18 protein-coding genes are annotated in these 18,487 nt (G+C 44.0%); 1 reads left to right on the top strand and 17 read right to left on the bottom strand.

Annotation, left to right across the window (positions count from 1 at the left end; translation table 11 throughout):
- Positions 1-562 precede the first annotated feature (562 nt).
- From CRO04_RS15295 to CRO04_RS15240, 12 genes are all read right to left on the bottom strand, one after another.
- Positions 563-796, bottom strand: a complete 234-nt coding sequence (locus CRO04_RS15295) for a hypothetical protein (RefSeq protein ID WP_097005129.1) — start codon at positions 794-796, stop codon at positions 563-565.
- 178 nt (positions 797-974) lie between these two features.
- Positions 975-1,964, bottom strand: coding sequence for an AraC family transcriptional regulator (locus tag CRO04_RS15290; RefSeq protein ID WP_097005128.1), 990 nt, complete (start codon positions 1,962-1,964; stop codon positions 975-977).
- Positions 1,961-2,824 carry a hypothetical protein gene (locus tag CRO04_RS15285; protein WP_097005127.1) on the bottom strand — a complete coding sequence of 288 codons (864 nt, stop codon included), beginning with the start codon at positions 2,822-2,824 and terminating at the stop codon, positions 1,961-1,963. The genes CRO04_RS15290 and CRO04_RS15285 overlap by 4 nt, the downstream gene beginning before the upstream one ends.
- The gene (locus CRO04_RS15280; RefSeq protein WP_097005126.1) at positions 2,821-4,263 is read right to left on the bottom strand and encodes a PLP-dependent aminotransferase family protein; all 1,443 of its coding nucleotides are present in this window, start codon (positions 4,261-4,263) and stop codon (positions 2,821-2,823) included. Before CRO04_RS15280 ends, CRO04_RS15285 begins: the two co-directional genes overlap by 4 nt.
- A gap of 83 nt (positions 4,264-4,346) precedes the next feature.
- Positions 4,347-6,020, bottom strand: coding sequence for a glutamine--tRNA ligase/YqeY domain fusion protein (locus CRO04_RS15275; RefSeq protein ID WP_097005125.1), 1,674 nt, complete (start codon positions 6,018-6,020; stop codon positions 4,347-4,349).
- An 84-nt stretch (positions 6,021-6,104) separates the two neighbouring features.
- On the bottom strand, positions 6,105-6,623 hold the full coding sequence (locus CRO04_RS15270; RefSeq protein ID WP_278321373.1) for a transcription repressor NadR: 519 nt from the start codon (positions 6,621-6,623) through the stop codon (positions 6,105-6,107).
- 17 nt (positions 6,624-6,640) lie between these two features.
- A complete protein-coding gene (locus CRO04_RS15265) occupies positions 6,641-8,320 on the bottom strand; it encodes an ABC transporter ATP-binding protein (RefSeq protein ID WP_097005123.1) in 1,680 nt (559 codons plus the stop codon).
- Positions 8,307-9,083: an energy-coupling factor transporter transmembrane component T family protein gene (locus CRO04_RS15260; protein WP_097005122.1), complete on the bottom strand. Its 777-nt coding sequence runs from the start codon at positions 9,081-9,083 to the stop codon at positions 8,307-8,309. The genes CRO04_RS15265 and CRO04_RS15260 overlap by 14 nt, the downstream gene beginning before the upstream one ends.
- A gap of 16 nt (positions 9,084-9,099) precedes the next feature.
- A complete protein-coding gene (locus CRO04_RS15255) occupies positions 9,100-9,702 on the bottom strand; it encodes an ECF transporter S component (RefSeq protein ID WP_097005202.1) in 603 nt (200 codons plus the stop codon).
- Position 9,703: 1 nt separating this feature from the next.
- Positions 9,704-10,462: a nucleoside phosphorylase gene (locus CRO04_RS15250; protein WP_097005201.1), complete on the bottom strand. Its 759-nt coding sequence runs from the start codon at positions 10,460-10,462 to the stop codon at positions 9,704-9,706.
- A 110-nt stretch (positions 10,463-10,572) separates the two neighbouring features.
- On the bottom strand, positions 10,573-10,848 hold the full coding sequence (locus CRO04_RS15245) for a GNAT family acetyltransferase (RefSeq protein ID WP_097005121.1): 276 nt from the start codon (positions 10,846-10,848) through the stop codon (positions 10,573-10,575).
- A 12-nt stretch (positions 10,849-10,860) separates the two neighbouring features.
- Positions 10,861-12,612 carry a L,D-transpeptidase family protein gene (locus tag CRO04_RS15240; RefSeq protein WP_097005120.1) on the bottom strand — a complete coding sequence of 584 codons (1,752 nt, stop codon included), beginning with the start codon at positions 12,610-12,612 and terminating at the stop codon, positions 10,861-10,863.
- Between the two features lie 191 nt (positions 12,613-12,803).
- Here CRO04_RS15240 and CRO04_RS15235 point away from each other — a divergent pair, with 191 nt between their 5' ends.
- Positions 12,804-13,304 carry a hypothetical protein gene (locus CRO04_RS15235; protein ID WP_097005119.1) on the top strand — a complete coding sequence of 167 codons (501 nt, stop codon included), beginning with the start codon at positions 12,804-12,806 and terminating at the stop codon, positions 13,302-13,304.
- Positions 13,305-13,366: 62 nt separating this feature from the next.
- Here the strand turns inward: CRO04_RS15235 and CRO04_RS15230 are convergent, their stop codons facing one another.
- From CRO04_RS15230 to feoB, 5 genes are all read right to left on the bottom strand, one after another.
- Positions 13,367-14,776: a L,D-transpeptidase family protein gene (locus tag CRO04_RS15230; protein WP_097005118.1), complete on the bottom strand. Its 1,410-nt coding sequence runs from the start codon at positions 14,774-14,776 to the stop codon at positions 13,367-13,369.
- A 115-nt stretch (positions 14,777-14,891) separates the two neighbouring features.
- The gene (locus CRO04_RS15225) at positions 14,892-15,506 is read right to left on the bottom strand and encodes an HD-GYP domain-containing protein (protein ID WP_097005117.1); all 615 of its coding nucleotides are present in this window, start codon (positions 15,504-15,506) and stop codon (positions 14,892-14,894) included.
- A gap of 45 nt (positions 15,507-15,551) precedes the next feature.
- On the bottom strand, positions 15,552-16,043 hold the full coding sequence (locus CRO04_RS15220; protein WP_097005116.1) for a transcriptional repressor: 492 nt from the start codon (positions 16,041-16,043) through the stop codon (positions 15,552-15,554).
- Positions 16,044-16,097: 54 nt separating this feature from the next.
- A complete protein-coding gene (locus CRO04_RS15215; protein WP_097005115.1) occupies positions 16,098-16,235 on the bottom strand; it encodes a FeoB-associated Cys-rich membrane protein in 138 nt (45 codons plus the stop codon).
- A 52-nt stretch (positions 16,236-16,287) separates the two neighbouring features.
- The gene (gene feoB / locus CRO04_RS15210) at positions 16,288-18,480 is read right to left on the bottom strand and encodes a ferrous iron transport protein B (protein ID WP_097005114.1); all 2,193 of its coding nucleotides are present in this window, start codon (positions 18,478-18,480) and stop codon (positions 16,288-16,290) included.
- Positions 18,481-18,487: the final 7 nt, after the last annotated feature.

The raw sequence follows: 18,487 nt of genomic DNA, 5'->3' as shown, positions 1-18,487 counted from the left end.
TATATTAGAATTACAAAAGGAACAACCGCCCCTCTACAAGGGGTTGACCATGAAAAAGATAGAAAATCCACCCTTTCAACGGCCAAGTTTACAAGGGTGGTTTTCTATGCCTGTTTCCAGGACTTTACAGAAAATCCTACTTACAATTATAAAAAATAAAGGTAAGCAATGCTAAAATGAATGTACCAAAGGCCATAAGGTCTTTAAAGTCATACTTCATCCGCACCACCTCCTATCTATGTAAAGATAGAAGGTCAACGCCCTTGCAGTGACACGATTGTTCCATGTCATTATGGTAACATATCCCATTTCAATGTGCAATTACTTTTCCCGGTGTTCTCTGATGGTTTGCTGCCACTTTTGTGGTAATGTTCACATATGCCCAGATAAAGATAAATCTTAATAATCAACAACAATGCAAAACGCCACGGAAATACTGAATTTCAGTATACCATGACGCTTGATAATTATTTTGACACCATTTTACATAAATAAAGACAACGAGCAATAAACTGAATAACTGGATTCATTGGCATTTCCCTGCCAACTATTGATACAATCCTTAATCAGTTTTGGAAGCAATAAGTAATTCTTTTAAATCCATAATAGACATCTCATGCTCGTCCAGTATTGTGGATACTTCCTTAAACTGTTCCAGCTTTATTTTATCCTGTATTTCTTTTTCCTTTTCATCTAATGTAACGAGACTATCCTTATATTGCTGAATGGATTCCTGCACTTCCTTTAACTCTTCCTGAAGTTTTTCCAGTGCTGTTTTTCTGACTCCTCTTGGCATATTGGTCCTCTCCTTTACAAATGTTTTTTTTATTACCATATATAACCAAGTATATGCAGAAAATGATTTTATTATTACAGAAATATAACTTTTTAATTCATAAACTTTATTTTCTTTTCTTCACTTTTAATGCTCTGATAAAAGTTTTAAAATTGAAACGGAAAAGAATCCAAAATTCCTATCTCTTTCCATCTGAAAATGACACCGTCAGATTCTTATCCCTGTATTCTTTTGGAGACATGCCATAGTAATTGCGAAAAATACGATGAAAATAGCTTGTATTATCATAACCTACCGCAATTGATATATCCGTAATGGAAAGTCTTGTATTAAGCAGAAGAAATGATGCCTGATTGAGCCGTTTAATCTGAATCAGTTCCTTAAAAGTCCGTCCCGTCAGACGTTTTACCGCCCTGCTCAGCCAGTATATGTTGTAGTTTAATCTGACCGCAAGTTCCGTCAGTTCCCCATCCTTATAGTTTTCATCAATAAACTTTAAAACCTGGAACGTCAGTTTCTGGTCAAAGCTTTCTGTGGTATGACTGATCTTGTCCGTAAAATGCATCAGCTGGAGAAACAAAAGCCCCATGGTAACCTGATTGATACTTCTTTTATTAGGCTGGTCATTAAGCAGAGTCCAGACCATATTTTCCACTAAGTTCTGCACAGGAAGAACATCTGCCACCTGAAAATGCAGGTAACTTGCATATCGTGGATCAAAGCACAAACTGCCCACCAGAAAATCTCTTAAAAGGTTTTTCTCCTCCCCCATCATCTGAAATGCCGTATCAAAAAACTCAGGAAGAATGATAAAGTTAACTGCAATATCTCTCTCACCAGCCGGAAGGATTTCCTGTGCTGCATGCTGGTTTAAAAACAATAGCTCCCCTGTCTTTAAAACCACCTCTTCCCCGTCAATGCGGTGTGTGGTTTCTCCCTGACACATATAAATTACTTCTATATAATTGTGCTTATGTCTTGGAAAATGTACAAACCTGGTATGAGGTCTGATACGTATCATCTTCCCATGTTCCAGCATTTTTTTACTGTCAATCACCAGTTCCCTTCCCTCAGTATAACGTTTCCGGTCAATTTCCGTCCGGCCGTTTATAATTTCCCGTTCCTCATCGGTAATGACTGCCAGACGATCGATTATCTCCTGATTCACTGCTCAATGCCTCCTCGTTTTTTACCGGTAAACAGGATTAAGTTTTTCCATCTCGCCTCACCTATGGCAAGTTCGCTCAGTGTATAGGCGTGGTCCTTTTCGCCGTTAGCCAGAAGTTTGTAACTCACCTTACCATTTTCATCAGTTTCTTTGATCCACCGGCCATTTATTACGATCACCCCATTATCAACCGAAAACTGCCAGACAGCCGTCTCTCCCTGCCTGTTGGTACTGGAATACGTGACGTCTCCCTGCATGATATCATCCTGAAACATTCCGCTTTTTGAGGTCTTCACAGTAATATCCTCTTTTACACCATCATAATAGCGGTAACCGCATTCTCCGCTGCCGTTCATCGTTGCGTTCTTCCAGTTTCCATAAGAATAGTCATATCGTTTCCCTTCCTCTAGCTGAAGCACCGATATCGCGCTAACTTTTCCCTCTGGTACTCCATTTTTAAAATCCCCATAAAATACAACTGCCGGCTTTAAGAAAACAAGCCCTGTTCCATCTGTTATCTCACGTTTCATTACCCCTTCCGAATACATACAGGGAAATTCATGAAAGGATTCTCCATTGGCCTCCACCAGTCTTGCTGCACCTTCCAGATCCCCCTCTTTAAACCGCCCGGCAAGCCCTTCTAAAAACTCCCGGTCAGCCTCTGTCAGAGGAACTGACACAGCCGCTGTTTCCACAACTGCCCGTTTCTGTGCGGGTGCGTCCAGGGCTTCAGCCTGCGAAAGCTTCGTCTCCTTACTCTTTGCTTCCTTACTGTTTCTTATGGTTCCCGCAATGCTTAAGAGAACCATAAGAACGAACACCAGGGCAATGGTTACTCCGATCCTGTAATTTTCTTTCACAAAATCACCTCCTTACTGCCGTCAACTGACCAGGCTTCTTTTAAAAGAGCGATTCCTGTCTGTATCTGTGTCTCCGTCAGATTAGCGAATCCAATTATTACGGTAGGCGGGTATTTATTATGCTCCTTATGAATAAAATACCCCGACAGACCATATACCTTAACGTTTTTCGCTTCTGCTTTTGCCACCAGTTCTTCCTCACTTCTTCCCTTCCTGTCGGTTAGCAGCAGATGAAGTCCTGCGTGTTCTCCTTCAATTGTAAACTGATCTTCAAAGGACTTTAAACCTGCAGTAAGCAGATCATGCTTGGCTTTGTAAACTGCTCTCATCCGGTTTAGATGGCGTTCATAATGTCCTTCAGACATAAACTGATAAAGAATATTCTGGTCAATTCTGGAAACAGTGGAAGCATAGAAACTGATCCGTTTCTGATAAATCCGGCAAAGCGGTCTGGGTAACACCACATAACTGACACGGATGGCAGGAGCGATGGATTTGGAGAAGGTTCCGCAGTAGATAACCCGGTCCCTGTCATCCATACCCTGCAGGGCTGGAATTGGCTTACCTTTATACCGGAACTCACTGTCGTAATCATCTTCAATCAGATACCTGTCTTCCCTCTCATACGCCCAGGCAAGCAGTTCCTGCCTTCTTTTTACAGGCATAATAATACCTGTGGGATACTGATGGGAAGGCATAATATAGGCAATATCCGCTCCGCTTTTTTCCAGCACCCGGACATCCATTCCGGACTGGTCCATATCCACCGGAACCACCTTATACTGCAGACTGTCAAACACCCGGTATGCCTGTCTGTAAGTGGGGTTTTCCATGGCAATGATCCTGTCCCGCCCCAGAATCTGGGATAGCAGCATCAGCAGATATTCGCTTCCCGCTCCCACAATGATCTGTTCCGGCACACAATTGACTCCTCTGGCTGAATGAAGATAGGAGCGTATTGCCTCCCGGAATAAGTATTCCCCCTGGGGATCTCCAGCTGCAAACATCTCTCTGTTGTCATCGATCAGCGTATTCTTAGATATCTTCCTCCATGCGTTAAAAGGAAAATTGCAAAGGTCAATTCCTCTTGGGGAGAAATCCACGCTCCAGTCCTTCTTTCTGCGCGTTTTCTCTTCTGATTCAGTAAAAAAAGAAAACTGGCTTTTGTTCTCCTGACCAGTATGAATGAGTCCGTCTATCTGCAGTACAAAATACCCCCGGCAGGGAACCGACTCAATGTATCCTTCTGATAAAAGCTGCTCATAGGCCATCTGAGTGGTACTCCTGCTGACTTTTAAATGCTCCGCCAGCTGTCTGGTGGAGGGGAGGCGGTCAGCCGGTCTTAGATTTCCTTTTACAATTTCATTCTTAATATAAGTGTAAATCTGACTGTAATAAGGCAGACCCGGCTGATTCTTTAAAGGTATCATCAGTTCCATGAAAGTAACATTCCTCCTTTACCGGATAGAAAATGCCGCACGTCCCTCTTTTTTCGGTCATGCGGCATTTTTGTTGAGCTGTACTATTTTGCAATTTTAAAGGAACTCTTTAAGGATACGATCCGGTTGAATACCAGATGCCCCGGCGTACTGTCCTTGCAGTCAACGCAGAAGTATCCATTTCTAACAAACTGGAAGCTGTCATATGCCCTGGCTCCTTCAAAGCTGGGCTCTACATAACAGCGTTTTAAAACAGTCAGGGAATTGGGATTTAAATTTAAGCTTCCATCTTCGTTTAACTTCCCTTTTTCTTCGTCCACAATGTTCTCATACAGGCGGCACTCCGCTTCTGCGGCTGTTGAAGCAGCTACCCAGTGAATGGTTCCTTTCACCTTTCTTCCCTCAAATCCAGAGCCGCTCTTGGTCTCAGGATCATAGGTGCAGTGAACAACGGTAACATTGCCGTTCTCGTCCTTTTCACAGCCTGTACAGGTCACAAAATAAGCGTTCATGAGACGTACTTCATTGCCCGGGAATAAACGGAAATACTTCTTAACCGGCTCTTCCATAAAATCTTCCCGTTCAATATAAAGTTCTTTTCCAAAGGGAACCTTTCTTCCGCCCAGCTCCGGATTCTCCATGTTGTTGGCAACATCTAAGTACTCCACGGTATCTTCCGGATAATTATCAATTACCAGTTTAATGGGATCTAATACAGCCATCATTCTGGGCCGTTTCAGCTTTAAGTCTTCCCTGATGCAGTATTCAAGCATTGCATAATCCACAGAGCTGTTAGCCTTGGAAACGCCTACTAAATCAACAAACATACGCAGGGATTCCGGGGTATACCCTCTTCTTCTTAACGCTGCGATGGATACCAGTCTGGGGTCTTCCCAGCCGTCAACAATCTTATCCTCTACAAGCTTTTTAATGTAACGCTTTCCAGTCACTACATTGGTTAAATAAAGCTTGGCAAATTCAATCTGACGGGGCGGATTTTCAAATTCACATTCCTTTACCACCCAGTCATACAACGGTCTGTGATCCTCAAATTCCAGGGTACAGATGGAATGTGTAATATGCTCAATGGCATCCTCGATTGGATGAGCAAAATCATACATCGGGTAGATACACCATTTATCTCCGGTATTATGATGTGTCATACGGGCCACGCGGTAGATAACCGGGTCACGCATATTGATGTTGGGAGATGACATATCAATTCTGGCTCTTAATACTTTCTCACCGTCTTTGTATTTTCCGTCTTTCATCTCTTCAAACAGCCTTAAATTCTCTTCCACGCTCCGGTTTCTGTATGGGCTCTCCTTACCTGGAGTTTTAAAATCCCCTCTGTATTCCCGGATCTCTTCGGCAGTTAAATCGCAGACAAACGCCTTACCTTTCTTTATTAAAAGAACCGCACAATCATACATCTCCTGGAAGTAGTTGGAAGCAAAGTAAAGCCTGTCATCAAATTCTGCACCCAGCCATTTAACATCCTCAATAATGGATTCCACAAATTCTGTCTTTTCTTTTGTGGGGTTTGTATCATCAAAACGGAGGTTGAATTTTCCGCCATACTTTTTTGCCAGGCCATAGTTTAACAGGATGGATTTGGCATGTCCAATATGCAGATAACCATTTGGCTCAGGCGGAAATCTGGTCTGCACATGGTTATAAACGCCTTCTGAAAGATCCTTGTCTATCTCCTGTTCAATAAAGTTTTTAGAAATTACTTCTTCTTTGTTATCTTCCATCTTTCTTCCTCCATATCAGTCACTTCAATAATACAATATCATATCATACTTCAAACGATTCGAAAAGGGGGAAAACGTCTTATCCTATATCAGATAGCCTTTGTTTTTTAGTTCTTCCTCAATAAAATCCAGATTTTTCTCTGAGTCTGCTTCTACAGTATGATAATGGCAGCCTCCTGTCAGCACATTTAAAGGCTGGTCTTTGGAATCTTTCATACGCTGCATAAATTCCGCCGCATCCAGACGATTATTGATAATTAAATCCACCTCTATCTGTCCATATAACTGATGCTCTATCAACACATTTCTGATCCTTCCGCCATAATCAACGATGGTATACAGTTCATCTAGAGTATCCTCCGTCTTATGACTGGTCTGAAAAACCCTTATACAGGAGTGTTTCATCTCTTCTTTTTCCTGGTGAAGGATGTAGCCTTTATTGGTTGACATGATCTTTTTATTTTCCGCACGCAAAAGTGCAATGTCCTGAACAACCACCTGTCTGCTTACGCCAAGTCTCTGGGCTAAGTCCCCGCCTGATACTGGTTTACCTTCCTCCGTTAACAATTCCATTATTTTCTCTCTTCTTCTGCTGCCATCCACGTCTCATTACACCTGCCTTATTTTCTGATGTCCTCTGTTGTCAAAAATGCACCTTCATAGCCAAGAAGTTCACAAAGTCTTGTAATGTGAGGCGGCTCCAGCCTGGCTTTTATAAGAGTGTCTTTCTCATAAAAAACCTGATCTCCCGGTCCGTCTGCAATCACCTTCCCCCCCGTCATAACAATAAAGCGTCTGAAATACCGGGCAGCGAAATCCATGTCATGAAGAATTGCCAGTACAAATTTCCCTTTTTCTTCCATAGTACGGATTAATTGTCCCAGCACCTCCCGCCCTCTGACATCCTGCGCTATGGTGGGCTCATCTAATATAAGCACCTTCGGATCCATTGCCACTACGGAGGCGATGGCCACCATCTTTCGTTCGGACAAATCCAGATCATAGGGATTTTCTTTTGCCGCATGGAGAAGACCTACCATCTCAAGAGCCTCTCTGGCACGCGCTTCCCCCTCTTTTCTTGTCATACCGATATTTAAGGGCCCTACCATCACCTCTTCCAGAACCTGATTTTTAAATATCTGGTCATCAGGATTTTGAAATACATATCCTATCTTTTTTGCAAGCTGAGCCACGGTCCGCCCGGAAATATCCTCCCCTTCAAGCAGCACAGTCCCTGCCTTTGGTTTTAGCAGCCCCTTCAGCAGCTTAACCAGAGTGGTTTTTCCAGCGCCGTTCTGCCCAATCACTGCAGTCGGTCTCATATCCAGATTAAGTGTGAGTTTATCAATTACCAGAACACCAGGTACATAATAATAAGACAGATCTCTGATAGAGAATACACCCTTATCCTGTTTCTCACTGTTTCTTTCCCTTACTCCTGCTGACCGTATCGACGGAAATTGATCCTTTTGCTTTTCTATCTGTTTCAGAGTTACCGGGTAGATAAACTCCTCCCCTTCTTTCCTGTTCACTAAGAGTAGTTTGGAAACCTGGGTGTATATGGGAGGCTTTACTCCCAGCTTTTTCAAATCGTCTCTGGAGAAAATACGCTCCGGAACATCATAAGCCACCTGTGTTCCCTGATGAAGCAGTAAGATCTTATCACAATAGGCAGCCAGCTTTTCCATCTTCTGTTCCACCATAATGATAGTGATTCCAGTCTTTGCCAGCTTTTCAATCACTTGAAACACTGACTCACTGCCCTGAGGATCCAGCTGGGATGTAGGCTCGTCCAGAACCAGAACCTCAGGTTCCATGGCAAGAATACTGGCAATAGCCACTCTTTGAATCTGCCCTCCGGATAAATCAAATGGATTTCTTTCCTTATATTTGTTTATATCCAATAGCATTAATGCTTTTTCCACTCTTTTGCCGATCTCTTCCCTTGGAATCCCCAGATTCTGAAGACCAAAGGCAATTTCCTCAAAAACCGTATCCTTTGCACCGGAAAGCTGATTAAATGGATTCTGAAACACAAGGCCCACTTTCTGACAAAGAACTGCAATTGGTACCTTTGATGCTTCCACTCCGCCAATGAGTACCTTTCCTCCATATGCTCCCCGGAACATGGTAGGAACCAGCCCGGCAAATGCCTGACACAAAGTGCTTTTCCCTGCCTGATTTTCCCCTATGATTCCTATAAACTGTCCCTTATCCGCTTCAAAATTAATTCCGTTAAGAACCAGTTTACTGGTGTGTGGATACTTATATTTTAAACCTTTCACTTCAATAAATGACATGTAGGATCCTCCAAACAGCCGAAGCCGCAATTAACAGAGCCATGAGGAACATAAACATTTTGTCACCTCCGGAAAGCCGGTGCTCTTTTAAAAATGTTTTTTTATTCTTTGAACCAAATCCCCTTACCTCAAGAGCAATAGCCCGTTCCCTGGTATTAATGAGAGAACTGCTGACTACTGGGGCGATCAGAGGTATAAATGCCCTGGCCCTGGTAAATAAACTTCCCTCGGTTTCCATTCCCCGGCTTCTTTGTGCATCTAAAATAGTGTTCATGGTTCCCATCATCTGAGGGATAATCTGAAAGACAGAGGTGATCATATATCCGAATCTGGGTGAAAAACCTGCCTGTTCCAGATCATCAACCAGATCCGCCGGTCTGGTTGTGAGAACAAAGGATGCAAAAGCAAGCAGCATATTTAAAATATTCAGACCGATCCTGCATGCATAAAGAAGACCTTCCCGGTAAAAGGTCAGACCTCCGATCCGAAACAGAAATGTTATATTTTCCTTATTAAACAAACCGTGGATGAGAAAAATTGTAATAAGAATGGTAAATGAAAATGCAATCAGCGGAAAAACCTTTTTAAGGATTCCTCCGCTGATCAAAAGGCCCAGACTGAACACCAGAAACAGCCCGTACATCCACAGCGCGCCTCCAATCAGAGGCACGCTGATTGCTGCCAGTATATAAACCAGTTTAGCAAATGGGTGAAGTCTGGTTAAAAAACTGTCTTTATCTATGTAGAGACTGATGCTTTTCATAAAAATCAACCCTTTCTTAATCCAGACTTTCTACCTCATCATTCACATCGTAAAGAGAGGTGAGTTTTTTAGGCAGTCCTTTCACTATGGCAAAAACAATGAGGACTGTAATCAGTTTGTCCGGCACATCCACAACCAGTTCATCCAGAAATGAACCGAAAAATACAGGCAGACCAGCCGACTGTGACCAGGCAAACACAAGATCTCCCCAAACATTGCCGGTTGCACCGCCCCAGAATATAACATTTAAAGGAGTGGAGATAATAACTGCCGTAAGTCCTGCAGCTACTGCTGTCAGAATCGCTCCCAAAAGCTTTTCCATATGTCCAAGTCTTGCCATGATTCCCACTGCTGCTCCAATTCCCAGACTGGTAAGAGCATAGACCAGAGTGATGGAGTCACCGGTAGTAAAGCCGAAAATCAAATTGTTAGCCGCTCCGCAGACAGCTCCGATTATGGGACCTCCAAGTACCCCTCCGATACAGGTACCGATGGAATCCAGCCAAAGGGGGAGTTTTAAAACAGAGGCAAAAAGTTTTCCTAAATAGTTGATTCCGATACATGCCGGTATTAGTACAAAAGCAGCTGCATGCAGCCTGGTTTTAAACAAATGCTTCATCTCATATTCTCCATTCATTTTTTAATTGATCCATTCGGACAAATGCCTCCAGCGCAGTTAATATCTCCATTTGTTCCCCTCTCATCATGGCAGATTCACCGCTATTATAGCTGTTTATCTGTTCTGCCAGTTCCTCCTGATATTCTACCACCGTATTCAGTATGGAAGCTGTCTTAACGCCACGCAGGCCCCCCGTTACAAATACTGCTGCCGTTTCCATGTCAGATCCAATCACGCCTTTTGAAGCCCAGTAAGCGCAGATTTCCTCTTCCTGATCAATATAGAAACTGTCATGACTCCTGGCAATGCCTACATGAGTTTTTGCACCCAGTACTTTTGCGCTCTCCATGCAGGCAATTAGAAGAGCCGTATCCGGAATTGCAGGGTACTTGGTATCCACGTAGGAAGACGACGCCCCATCATCTCTTACAGCACCGTTTACCAGGATTAAATCTCCCAGACCAATTCCTTTTTTAAGGGCTCCGCAGCTGCCAATCCGTATCATTGCACCAACTCCGATTCTGGAAAGCTCCTCCACAGCAATTGCAGCGGATGCACCACCTATTCCGGTAGAAACCGCCATCACAGGCACTCCATGATAAAAACCTTTTATACTTCGGTATTCCCTGTTGTAAGCAAGCTCCTCCACATCTGTAAGATGCACCGCAATCCGGTCTAATCGGGCCGGATCTCCCGGAAGCAGAGCATAGGGAGCTGCTTTATCACCTGAGAGCCTGATATGAGGCATAATTTTATCCAAAGCTGCCATCTCCTTCCTTTTCTATTCCTGAATTTAACACAAAGAAGCTGCCTTGTCAACCAATTGTCAGGTGACAAGACAGCTTCTTTGTAAACTTAATCCGCGGTTTTTTATTTTCGGCCCGCTGCAGCCCAAAGATCCTGTTTCTCTATAAACTGCTCATTAATCCAATTAATCGCCTGCTCCCTTCCTTCCTCTGAAAAGGGAAAAACTGCTTTGATCTTTTTTTCATCAGGAGTTGCTTCGTAACAGTATGGCTGTGGATATACGGCAGCTTCAAGACCTTCGTCTTCCTTCTTGATCCGGTACCGCATTCCGTTCATACTTCCGGTGTAAGCCTCTTTTTTAAAAAACTGAATAGGTACAAAGTTTTCTTTATTAAGCATTTATTAATCTCCTTATTTCATACCCGGACCTTTCTTTTTCTTACCTGTGGACTGGGAAACTCCTGGGCCAGCCTCCTCCTGCGGATTATCTCCCCCAGGTCCATCCTTGGGAGCTGGAGTTGTGGCTTCTGTCGTCGGTGCTGCAGTCGTCGGTGCTGCTGTGGTCGGCGCTGCCGTCGTCGGTGCTGCTGTGGTCGGTGCTGCTGTGGTCGGTGCTGCCGTCGTAGACGCTGTGGTCGTGGGTGCTGCCGTCGTCGTGGTTCCTGTTGTCGGTGTAGTATCTGGGTTTTGGTTCTTAACTGTTCCACTGGAAGTTGTCTTTGATTCTGTTCCAGGTAAATGATAACAGAGTACCGGGACTTTAGCCGGAATATTCTCAAAAAGAGTCTTTGCCATTGCCGGCGGAAGGTTTACGCAGCCATGAGAACCACTGGTCTTGAAAATGCTTCCTCCAAACTGCTTTCTCCATGTTGCATCGTGAAACCCGATATTGCCGTTAAAGGGCATCCAGTAAGCCACCGGAGTTCTGTAATCCTCTCCTTTTAAAGTCGCATCCTTCTGCTTATATGTAAGGGAATAAACGCCGGCTGGTGTTGACCAGCCCTTTGATTCATTTCCTGATACAAAATCAGTGTCAACGACCAGTTTCCCATCTTTATAGAAATATAAATGCTGGGCCGTCAAATTTACTTCCACGTAGGTATTCCCATAATCATTCTCCCCGAAGCTGGCAGCTTTCTGTTTGAATACCGGCACCCGCTCCTGGCTTTCTCCTGAACGAATAATCTCTGCCAGTGCATCTGCTTCCGCACTCTGGTCGATCTTCCAGCCATAGCTTCCTCCGGTTATCTTTACAGTCTTTCCATAGGATGTGTTAAGGACCTTGGCTCTTGAGACAGTATCGTATCTGGAAGCCAGGTCCTTTACATATGCCGTTACCTCAGAACTGCCTACATACGCCTTGCCGTCTTCTCCGATTCCAACCCATTTGGATATGGTATCTCCATTTAATATCTCTTTTTTATCTCCGAACTTATATGTAACTTTAACATTGACAAATCGGTTTAAGGCCTGTACCTGACTGACCAGATCCGGATCGTCTGACGTAACCTGAGGTTTTACATATGCATCGCCTTCCTCCAGGGAAACTTCAGGCTTTAATTCCATGATGGCAGATGATATCAGAGTCCGGACCTTCTCCGGGTCCGGGCGATTCCCCTCATCTGCTGCTTCAATATGATATCCTTTCCCTGATTCGTACTGGGAAATTCCCGCGTTTTTGGGTTCCCTTATATTATCTTCCAGAAAACAGGACAGCTTCGATACAGCCTTATCAAACTGATCCTGATTATATTCAACCAGAGTCCCGATATCAAAAGTTTGAAAATTCCTGATATGCTTCCCCCATTGAAGTGGTTTCTGCTCTTCCAAAAGCTTTTCCACACTTCCGTCAAATACCGCCTCCATACCGATCTCGCTGCCTTTTATAATCTCGGTATTGTCACCCCGCTCCTTAATTCTCAGCTGATATCCGTCAATTCCGGCCGATACCATCTTCTTAACCTCATCAATGGACTTTTTGGATACATCCATACCATTGATAATGGTGTTGGGGAAAAACACCTCTTTATACTGTCTGCCGATCTGTAAATATGTAAGCGCAGCAATTAATGCGACTACGGCAACGGACCCGCCTACTATTACGGCCAGCCCCCCGATTCCCAATGACTTTTTCTTCCTGCTGTGGGGTTTTTGCTTATCCATTTATTTCCTACCTCTTAACTAGCCTTTTTATTCATGTATTATTATATCGTAAAACCTCGAAATATGTCTAAACATTTATGGTATATTTCTTGACTTTTTTATTACGATTCCACCTCATATATCCACAAAATTCATATTGACTTCCCGCCCTTCATATGATATGGATAAGAACAGTTGGAAAGAACCAAACCATGGCTAATTATTTATCTGTATACGGAGTTGTCAATTCCGTCACCCCCTTTCAAACCTCAGTTACCGGTCAAAGCTGCTCCGTGCTTTTATCTGTCACCACCCAAAGCCAGGGACAGATTGATTTTGTCGTAAGCCTTCAGACCTTTGTACTGGAACAGCATACCTTCCGTCCTGGTGAACCGGTAATCGGAGTATACGACACCAGTGTTCCCGTCCCCTTAATCTATCCGCCCCAATATCAGGCCGTTGTTCTGGCACCAAACAGAGACGGCAATATGGCCGCGCTGGATTACTTTGATGATGACTTATTAAATTCAGAGCAGACAATCAGGCTGAACATTCCTGCAGACGGAAGCACTGAGATTCTTATGACAAACGGACAGTATTATCTTTACAATCCGGGAGGACACTATCTCTTTTTTTTGTACGCGTCTGCATCTGTCAACACGCCTGCTGAAATTACACCTGAAAAGATTATTGTATTTTGTTCCCCAGAATAATAAATGCATGAAAAAAGCCGTCTTATCCGCCTATTTAAAATTGGCAATAAGACAGCTTTTTATTAATAATGGCAAATAACCGGTATTCCGTTGTAAATCAGCTGGTAAAGAGCCTTTGCCTTCTGAGGCGGAAGGTTGATGCAGCCATGACTGCCGCGGGTCTGGTAAATGGTTCCTCCAAATTTGCTTCTCCAGCTGGCATCATGAAAACCGATCCCTCCGTTAAATGGCATCCAGTAATCCACATGACTTTCATATTCATAGGTTCCATCCGGCTTCTTCTCCCCCCGCAGTATACGGTCTGTCTGCTTATAAGTAAGGGTATAAATACCTTCCGGAGTGGTGAGCTTCTTTGCTACATTGCCCGTTACGCAGGGCGAATCCCATACCACAGTTCCATTCTGATACATATAAACATGCTGGGCTGCCATATCCGCTTCCACATAGGTATTCCCCCAGTCTACATTTCGGTCAGCTGCGGCTAAGCTGTACTGGGGAGTTCTCTCCTGACTCTTTCCGCTTTGTACAATGGCAGTAAGAGCCTGGATCTCTGCTTCCTGATTGATCCGCCAGCCATATGCCCCGGAAACAGCCAGTTCCCTGCCGTCAGCAGCTTTAAACGGACGGGCTTTTCCTGCTGTATCATACTTTTGGGCCAGATACTGAATGTATTCTGCCGCCTTTGACGGGCTTATATGAATTCCAGCCTGGTCCACGCCTTCTATCCAGGTACAAAGCCGGTCTCCAGACAGCACTTCAGACTGATTCCCAAACAGATAGGTAACTTTCATCTCTCTGATCTGATTCAGGGCTGCACATCTGGCTGCCAGATCAGGATCCTGGGACGTTACGGTTACAGTATCGTAACACCCCGTTTCCTCCAGACTGATCTGCCGGGTCTCCTTTACCAATGCCGCACGTACTGCATCCTCCAGTTTCTTTCTGTTCACGCTGTTCCCCCGGATCTCCGGAATGATAGTGAAAGGCTGTCCCTCCTGCCACTGTGAAACTGTTGCATCCTTTGTCACTACAATATCCTTGCTGCTTACACAGGCAAGAGAATCCAGCCGTTCCTTCAGTTTATCCTCCTGAAAAGTAACCGTACTTTTAAGTGTACTGCTGTTGTCAATATCCGGACCGGCGATCCGTCCGTCTTTATTCTGCTGGACCAGTATATTCTGAAGTCCATCCGTAATCTCTACCCGATACTGGATATCCGATCCCTTAATGAATTCAGAAACACCTCCCTTTTCCATTATGGTAAGCTGATACTCTCTTCCATAAAAACCTTCTATCTGTACCTTCGCCTCCTCTACAGTCATTCCACCCACCAAAACTCCGTTAATTTTCGTTCCGGGCACAAACTTAGAAGCATCATCTGCCAGTGCAGCTATAGTTCCTGTCAGCATAAAAACAGCTGTCAGAAATGCTATAATTCCTATGGTACCTGCATGACTCTGTTTCCTGATCATTCATTCAAATCCTTTGCTGATTATTATGGATAAATATTCCACTTCTTCCTAGGTTAGCACGATTTTACCAGAATAACAAGCATCAAATTTCACAATGATTTGTCCGGCGGTTTTATCAGATTCTTATATATTCCGTTAATTCCTTCCAATGTTCCAATGCCAGGGTGCCTATTTCAGGGTCGTACATAATGCCCAGATTACGCTTTATTTCCTCATAGCAATACTTCAAAGAATACGCCTCCCGATACCCACGGTCAGAAGTCATGGCATCGATTGAATCACAGACTGAAATAATTCTTGCACCAAGAGGAATCTCCTCCCCCTTCAGTCCGTAGGGATAACCCTTTCCGTCATACCGTTCATGGTGATGAAGAACAATGTCTTTTAATTCATTTAGATGACGGGACTTGCTTAGAATCTGGGCCCCGGTCTGAGGGTGCTTTTTTATAGCTGTCCATTCATCAGGAGAAAGCCTGCCGGGCTTGTTTAATACTGCGTCAGGAACTCCGATCTTGCCGATATCATGAAGATGAGCCGCAATGTGAATTCGTTCTGTTTCTTCTCTCTCAAGTCTTAAAAACCCGGAAAGGGCCAGCGCCATATCGCTGACCCTTTGAGAATGCCCCGCAGTATAAGGATCTTTGGCGTCTAACGCACTGACGATGCATTCAATGATTTCATGATAATCAATTCTATTATTGTATAACTCAAATACTGATTCATTTTTCATGCTCTTTTATACCCGCTTTATTGGTTAGTTCATACTAACTTCAAATTAGTAGCAACCGGCATTTTCACATTCACAAGGTTTTATAGAAATGGAAGAGATTTTCTGATTGTCCAGATATCCGCAGGCTGATAATCCAGCCCGGACAACAGAATTCCAGTTTTTTGCAGAAAGGTGATAGGTGGTCTCATCATCCAGAACAACCGTACAGGCATCCTCCATGGAGCAGCTGTCGGAATAAGCGATCTTATACATGTTTTTTCTGCTGATAGCTCCGATTTCCTCTAAGATATTCACCATACGATAAACGGTAGCTGCACCGATACTCTCGTCAACTCTTGTCGCTTTGTAATAGATTTCCTTACAGCTGGAGCACTCATGCTCCAGAATGATATCCAAAAGTGTCAGGCGCTGCTTTGTAATTCTGCATCCTTTTCCCTTCAGTCTTTCAATAATAAGCTCCTTCTGCATCTTGTTTCTTTGATAACTTCTGGAATCAGGAGCTCTTCTCTTTTCCGTAATATTTGTGTGCATTTCCATTTTGCCACCTCCATTAATAAGTATAAGATTGCAGGAATATTAAAGATCCATCTGTTAATGGCAATGTCCTCCGCAGTCTTTGCACTGCCCGCCGCACTGAATGGATTTTCCGTTTTTCTTATCCCGAATCATGCTTCTTATGATCAATGCCACCACTCCGATGACAACTGCTGCTACTGCTAATGTTCCCATATCATACCTCCTATATATTGAGCCTGCATTGTCTATGCAGGCTCGTTTATGATTACCGGTTTATTGGGGTACCGGCAGCACTTGTAAATGTTGCGCTTGCTCTTCCTGCTTCTTTTTCAGGTCTGACAAGCAGATAAAAGAAAGCTGCAATCAATGCAAATGCCACTGCTGTAAAGAATCCAAAGGATCCGGTTGTGATTAAGGTTCCTACCTGGTATACGCAAAGCGCTACCACATATGCCAGAAGTGTCTGGTATCCCACAGCAAACCAGAACCATCTGGCGCTGTTCATCTCCCGTTTAATCGCACCCATCGCTGCAAAGCATGGAGCGCAGAGAAGATTGAATACCAGGAAGGAATAGGCAGCAACTGCTGTCATACTTCCGGCGAGAGTCCCCCAGATCTCAGTACCGTCCTCTGCAACTTCTGCAAAGCCATAGAGAATACCCAGAGTTCCAACTACATTTTCTTTTGCTACCAGTCCGGTGATCGCTGCCACTGCAGACTTCCAGTCACCCCAGCCAAGAGGAATAAAGAGCCAGCTGATTGCACTTCCCAGCTTTGCCAGAATGCTGTGGTCAAGCTCCATCGCTTCCAGCATTTTAAACTGACCGTCTACCCAGCCGAAATAGGAGGTGAACCATACAGCGATGGTGGATAACAAAATGATGGTTCCAGCTTTCTTAATAAAGGACCAGCCCCGTTCCCACATACTTCTTAATACATTACCTGCTGTCGGCATATGATAAGCCGGAAGTTCCATAACAAAAGGTGCCGGATCCCCGGAAAACATTCTGGTTTTCTTTAATATGATACCGGAACAGATAATAGCTGCAATTCCCACAAAATATGCGCTTGGTGCAACCCAGGCTGCTCCGCCGAAAAGTGCTCCTGCGATCAGTGCGATAATAGGAAGCTTGGCACCGCAGGGAATAAAAGTTGTTGTCATGATTGTCATCTTACGATCACGGTCATTTTCAATGGTACGGGAAGCCATGATTCCAGGCACGCCGCATCCGCTGCCGATCAGCATTGGAATAAAAGATTTACCGGAAAGACCAAATTTACGGAAGATACGGTCCATAATAAATGCTACACGGGCCATATAGCCGCAGCTTTCCAGGAAAGCAAGGAAGATAAAGAGTACCAGCATCTGGGGCACAAAGCCTAATACGGCTCCTACACCAGCTACAATTCCGTTAATAATCAGACCCTGAAGCCAGTCTGCGCAGCCAACTGCCGTTAAGACACCTTCTATAACTACCGGTATACCGGGAACATCAATGCCGAAAAAGCTGAAGCCGTCACCAAAGAGATTGTCGTTGGTCCAGTCTGTTGCCCATGTACCAACAGTTGTAACAGAAACATAGTAAACAAGAAACATCACAGCTGCAAAGATTGGCAGAGCCAGGAACCGGTTAGTTACCACCCGGTCAATTTTATCCGAGATAGTCATATTGTTCCTTTTACCTTTTGTATAGCACTGACCAATGATTGAAGAAATATAAACATAGCGTTCATTTGTAATGATGCTCTCTGTATCGTCGTCAAGCTCCCGTTCAATCCGGGTGATCTCTTCCTCCACATTTGGAACACGCTTCATCTGAGTCTGGATTTTCTCATCCTTTTCCAACAGCTTAATTGCAAAGAAACGCTTCTGTTCCTCAGGAATGTCATTTCCCAGCTTTTCTTCAATAGAATCCAGTACTGATTCTACCTCAGCTGCGAATTTATGTACAGGAGTCTTGATATTGCTCTGACTTGCCAGCGCTACGGCTTTTTCAGCGGCCTTCATAATTCCGGTGCCTTTCAGTGCGGAGATCTCCACAACTTCACAGCCAAGCTTTTCACTTAATTTACTAATATGAATCTTATCCCCGTTCTTTTCCACGATGTCCATCATGTTGACTGCCATGATCACCGGAATTCCAAGCTCCATAAGCTGGGTGGATAAGTATAAATTTCGTTCTATATTGGTACCGTCCACGATATTCAAAATCGCATCAGGCCGCTCTCCGATTAAATAATTTCTCGCCACCACTTCTTCCAGTGTGTAAGGAGAGAGAGAATAAATACCCGGAAGATCCATAATAATCACATCTTTATGACCTTTGAGTTTTCCTTCTTTTTTCTCAACGGTAACGCCTGGCCAGTTCCCCACAAACTGATTTGATCCCGTCAGTGCATTAAATAACGTCGTCTTTCCGCAGTTGGGATTACCTGCTAATGCAATTTTAATTGACATACTCTAC

This window comes from Lacrimispora amygdalina (assembly GCF_900205965.1).
Taxonomy (GTDB): domain Bacteria; phylum Bacillota; class Clostridia; order Lachnospirales; family Lachnospiraceae; genus Lacrimispora; species Lacrimispora amygdalina_A.
Note: the sequence above shows the minus strand (reverse complement) of the source record. Positions and strands in the feature narration are given on the sequence as shown.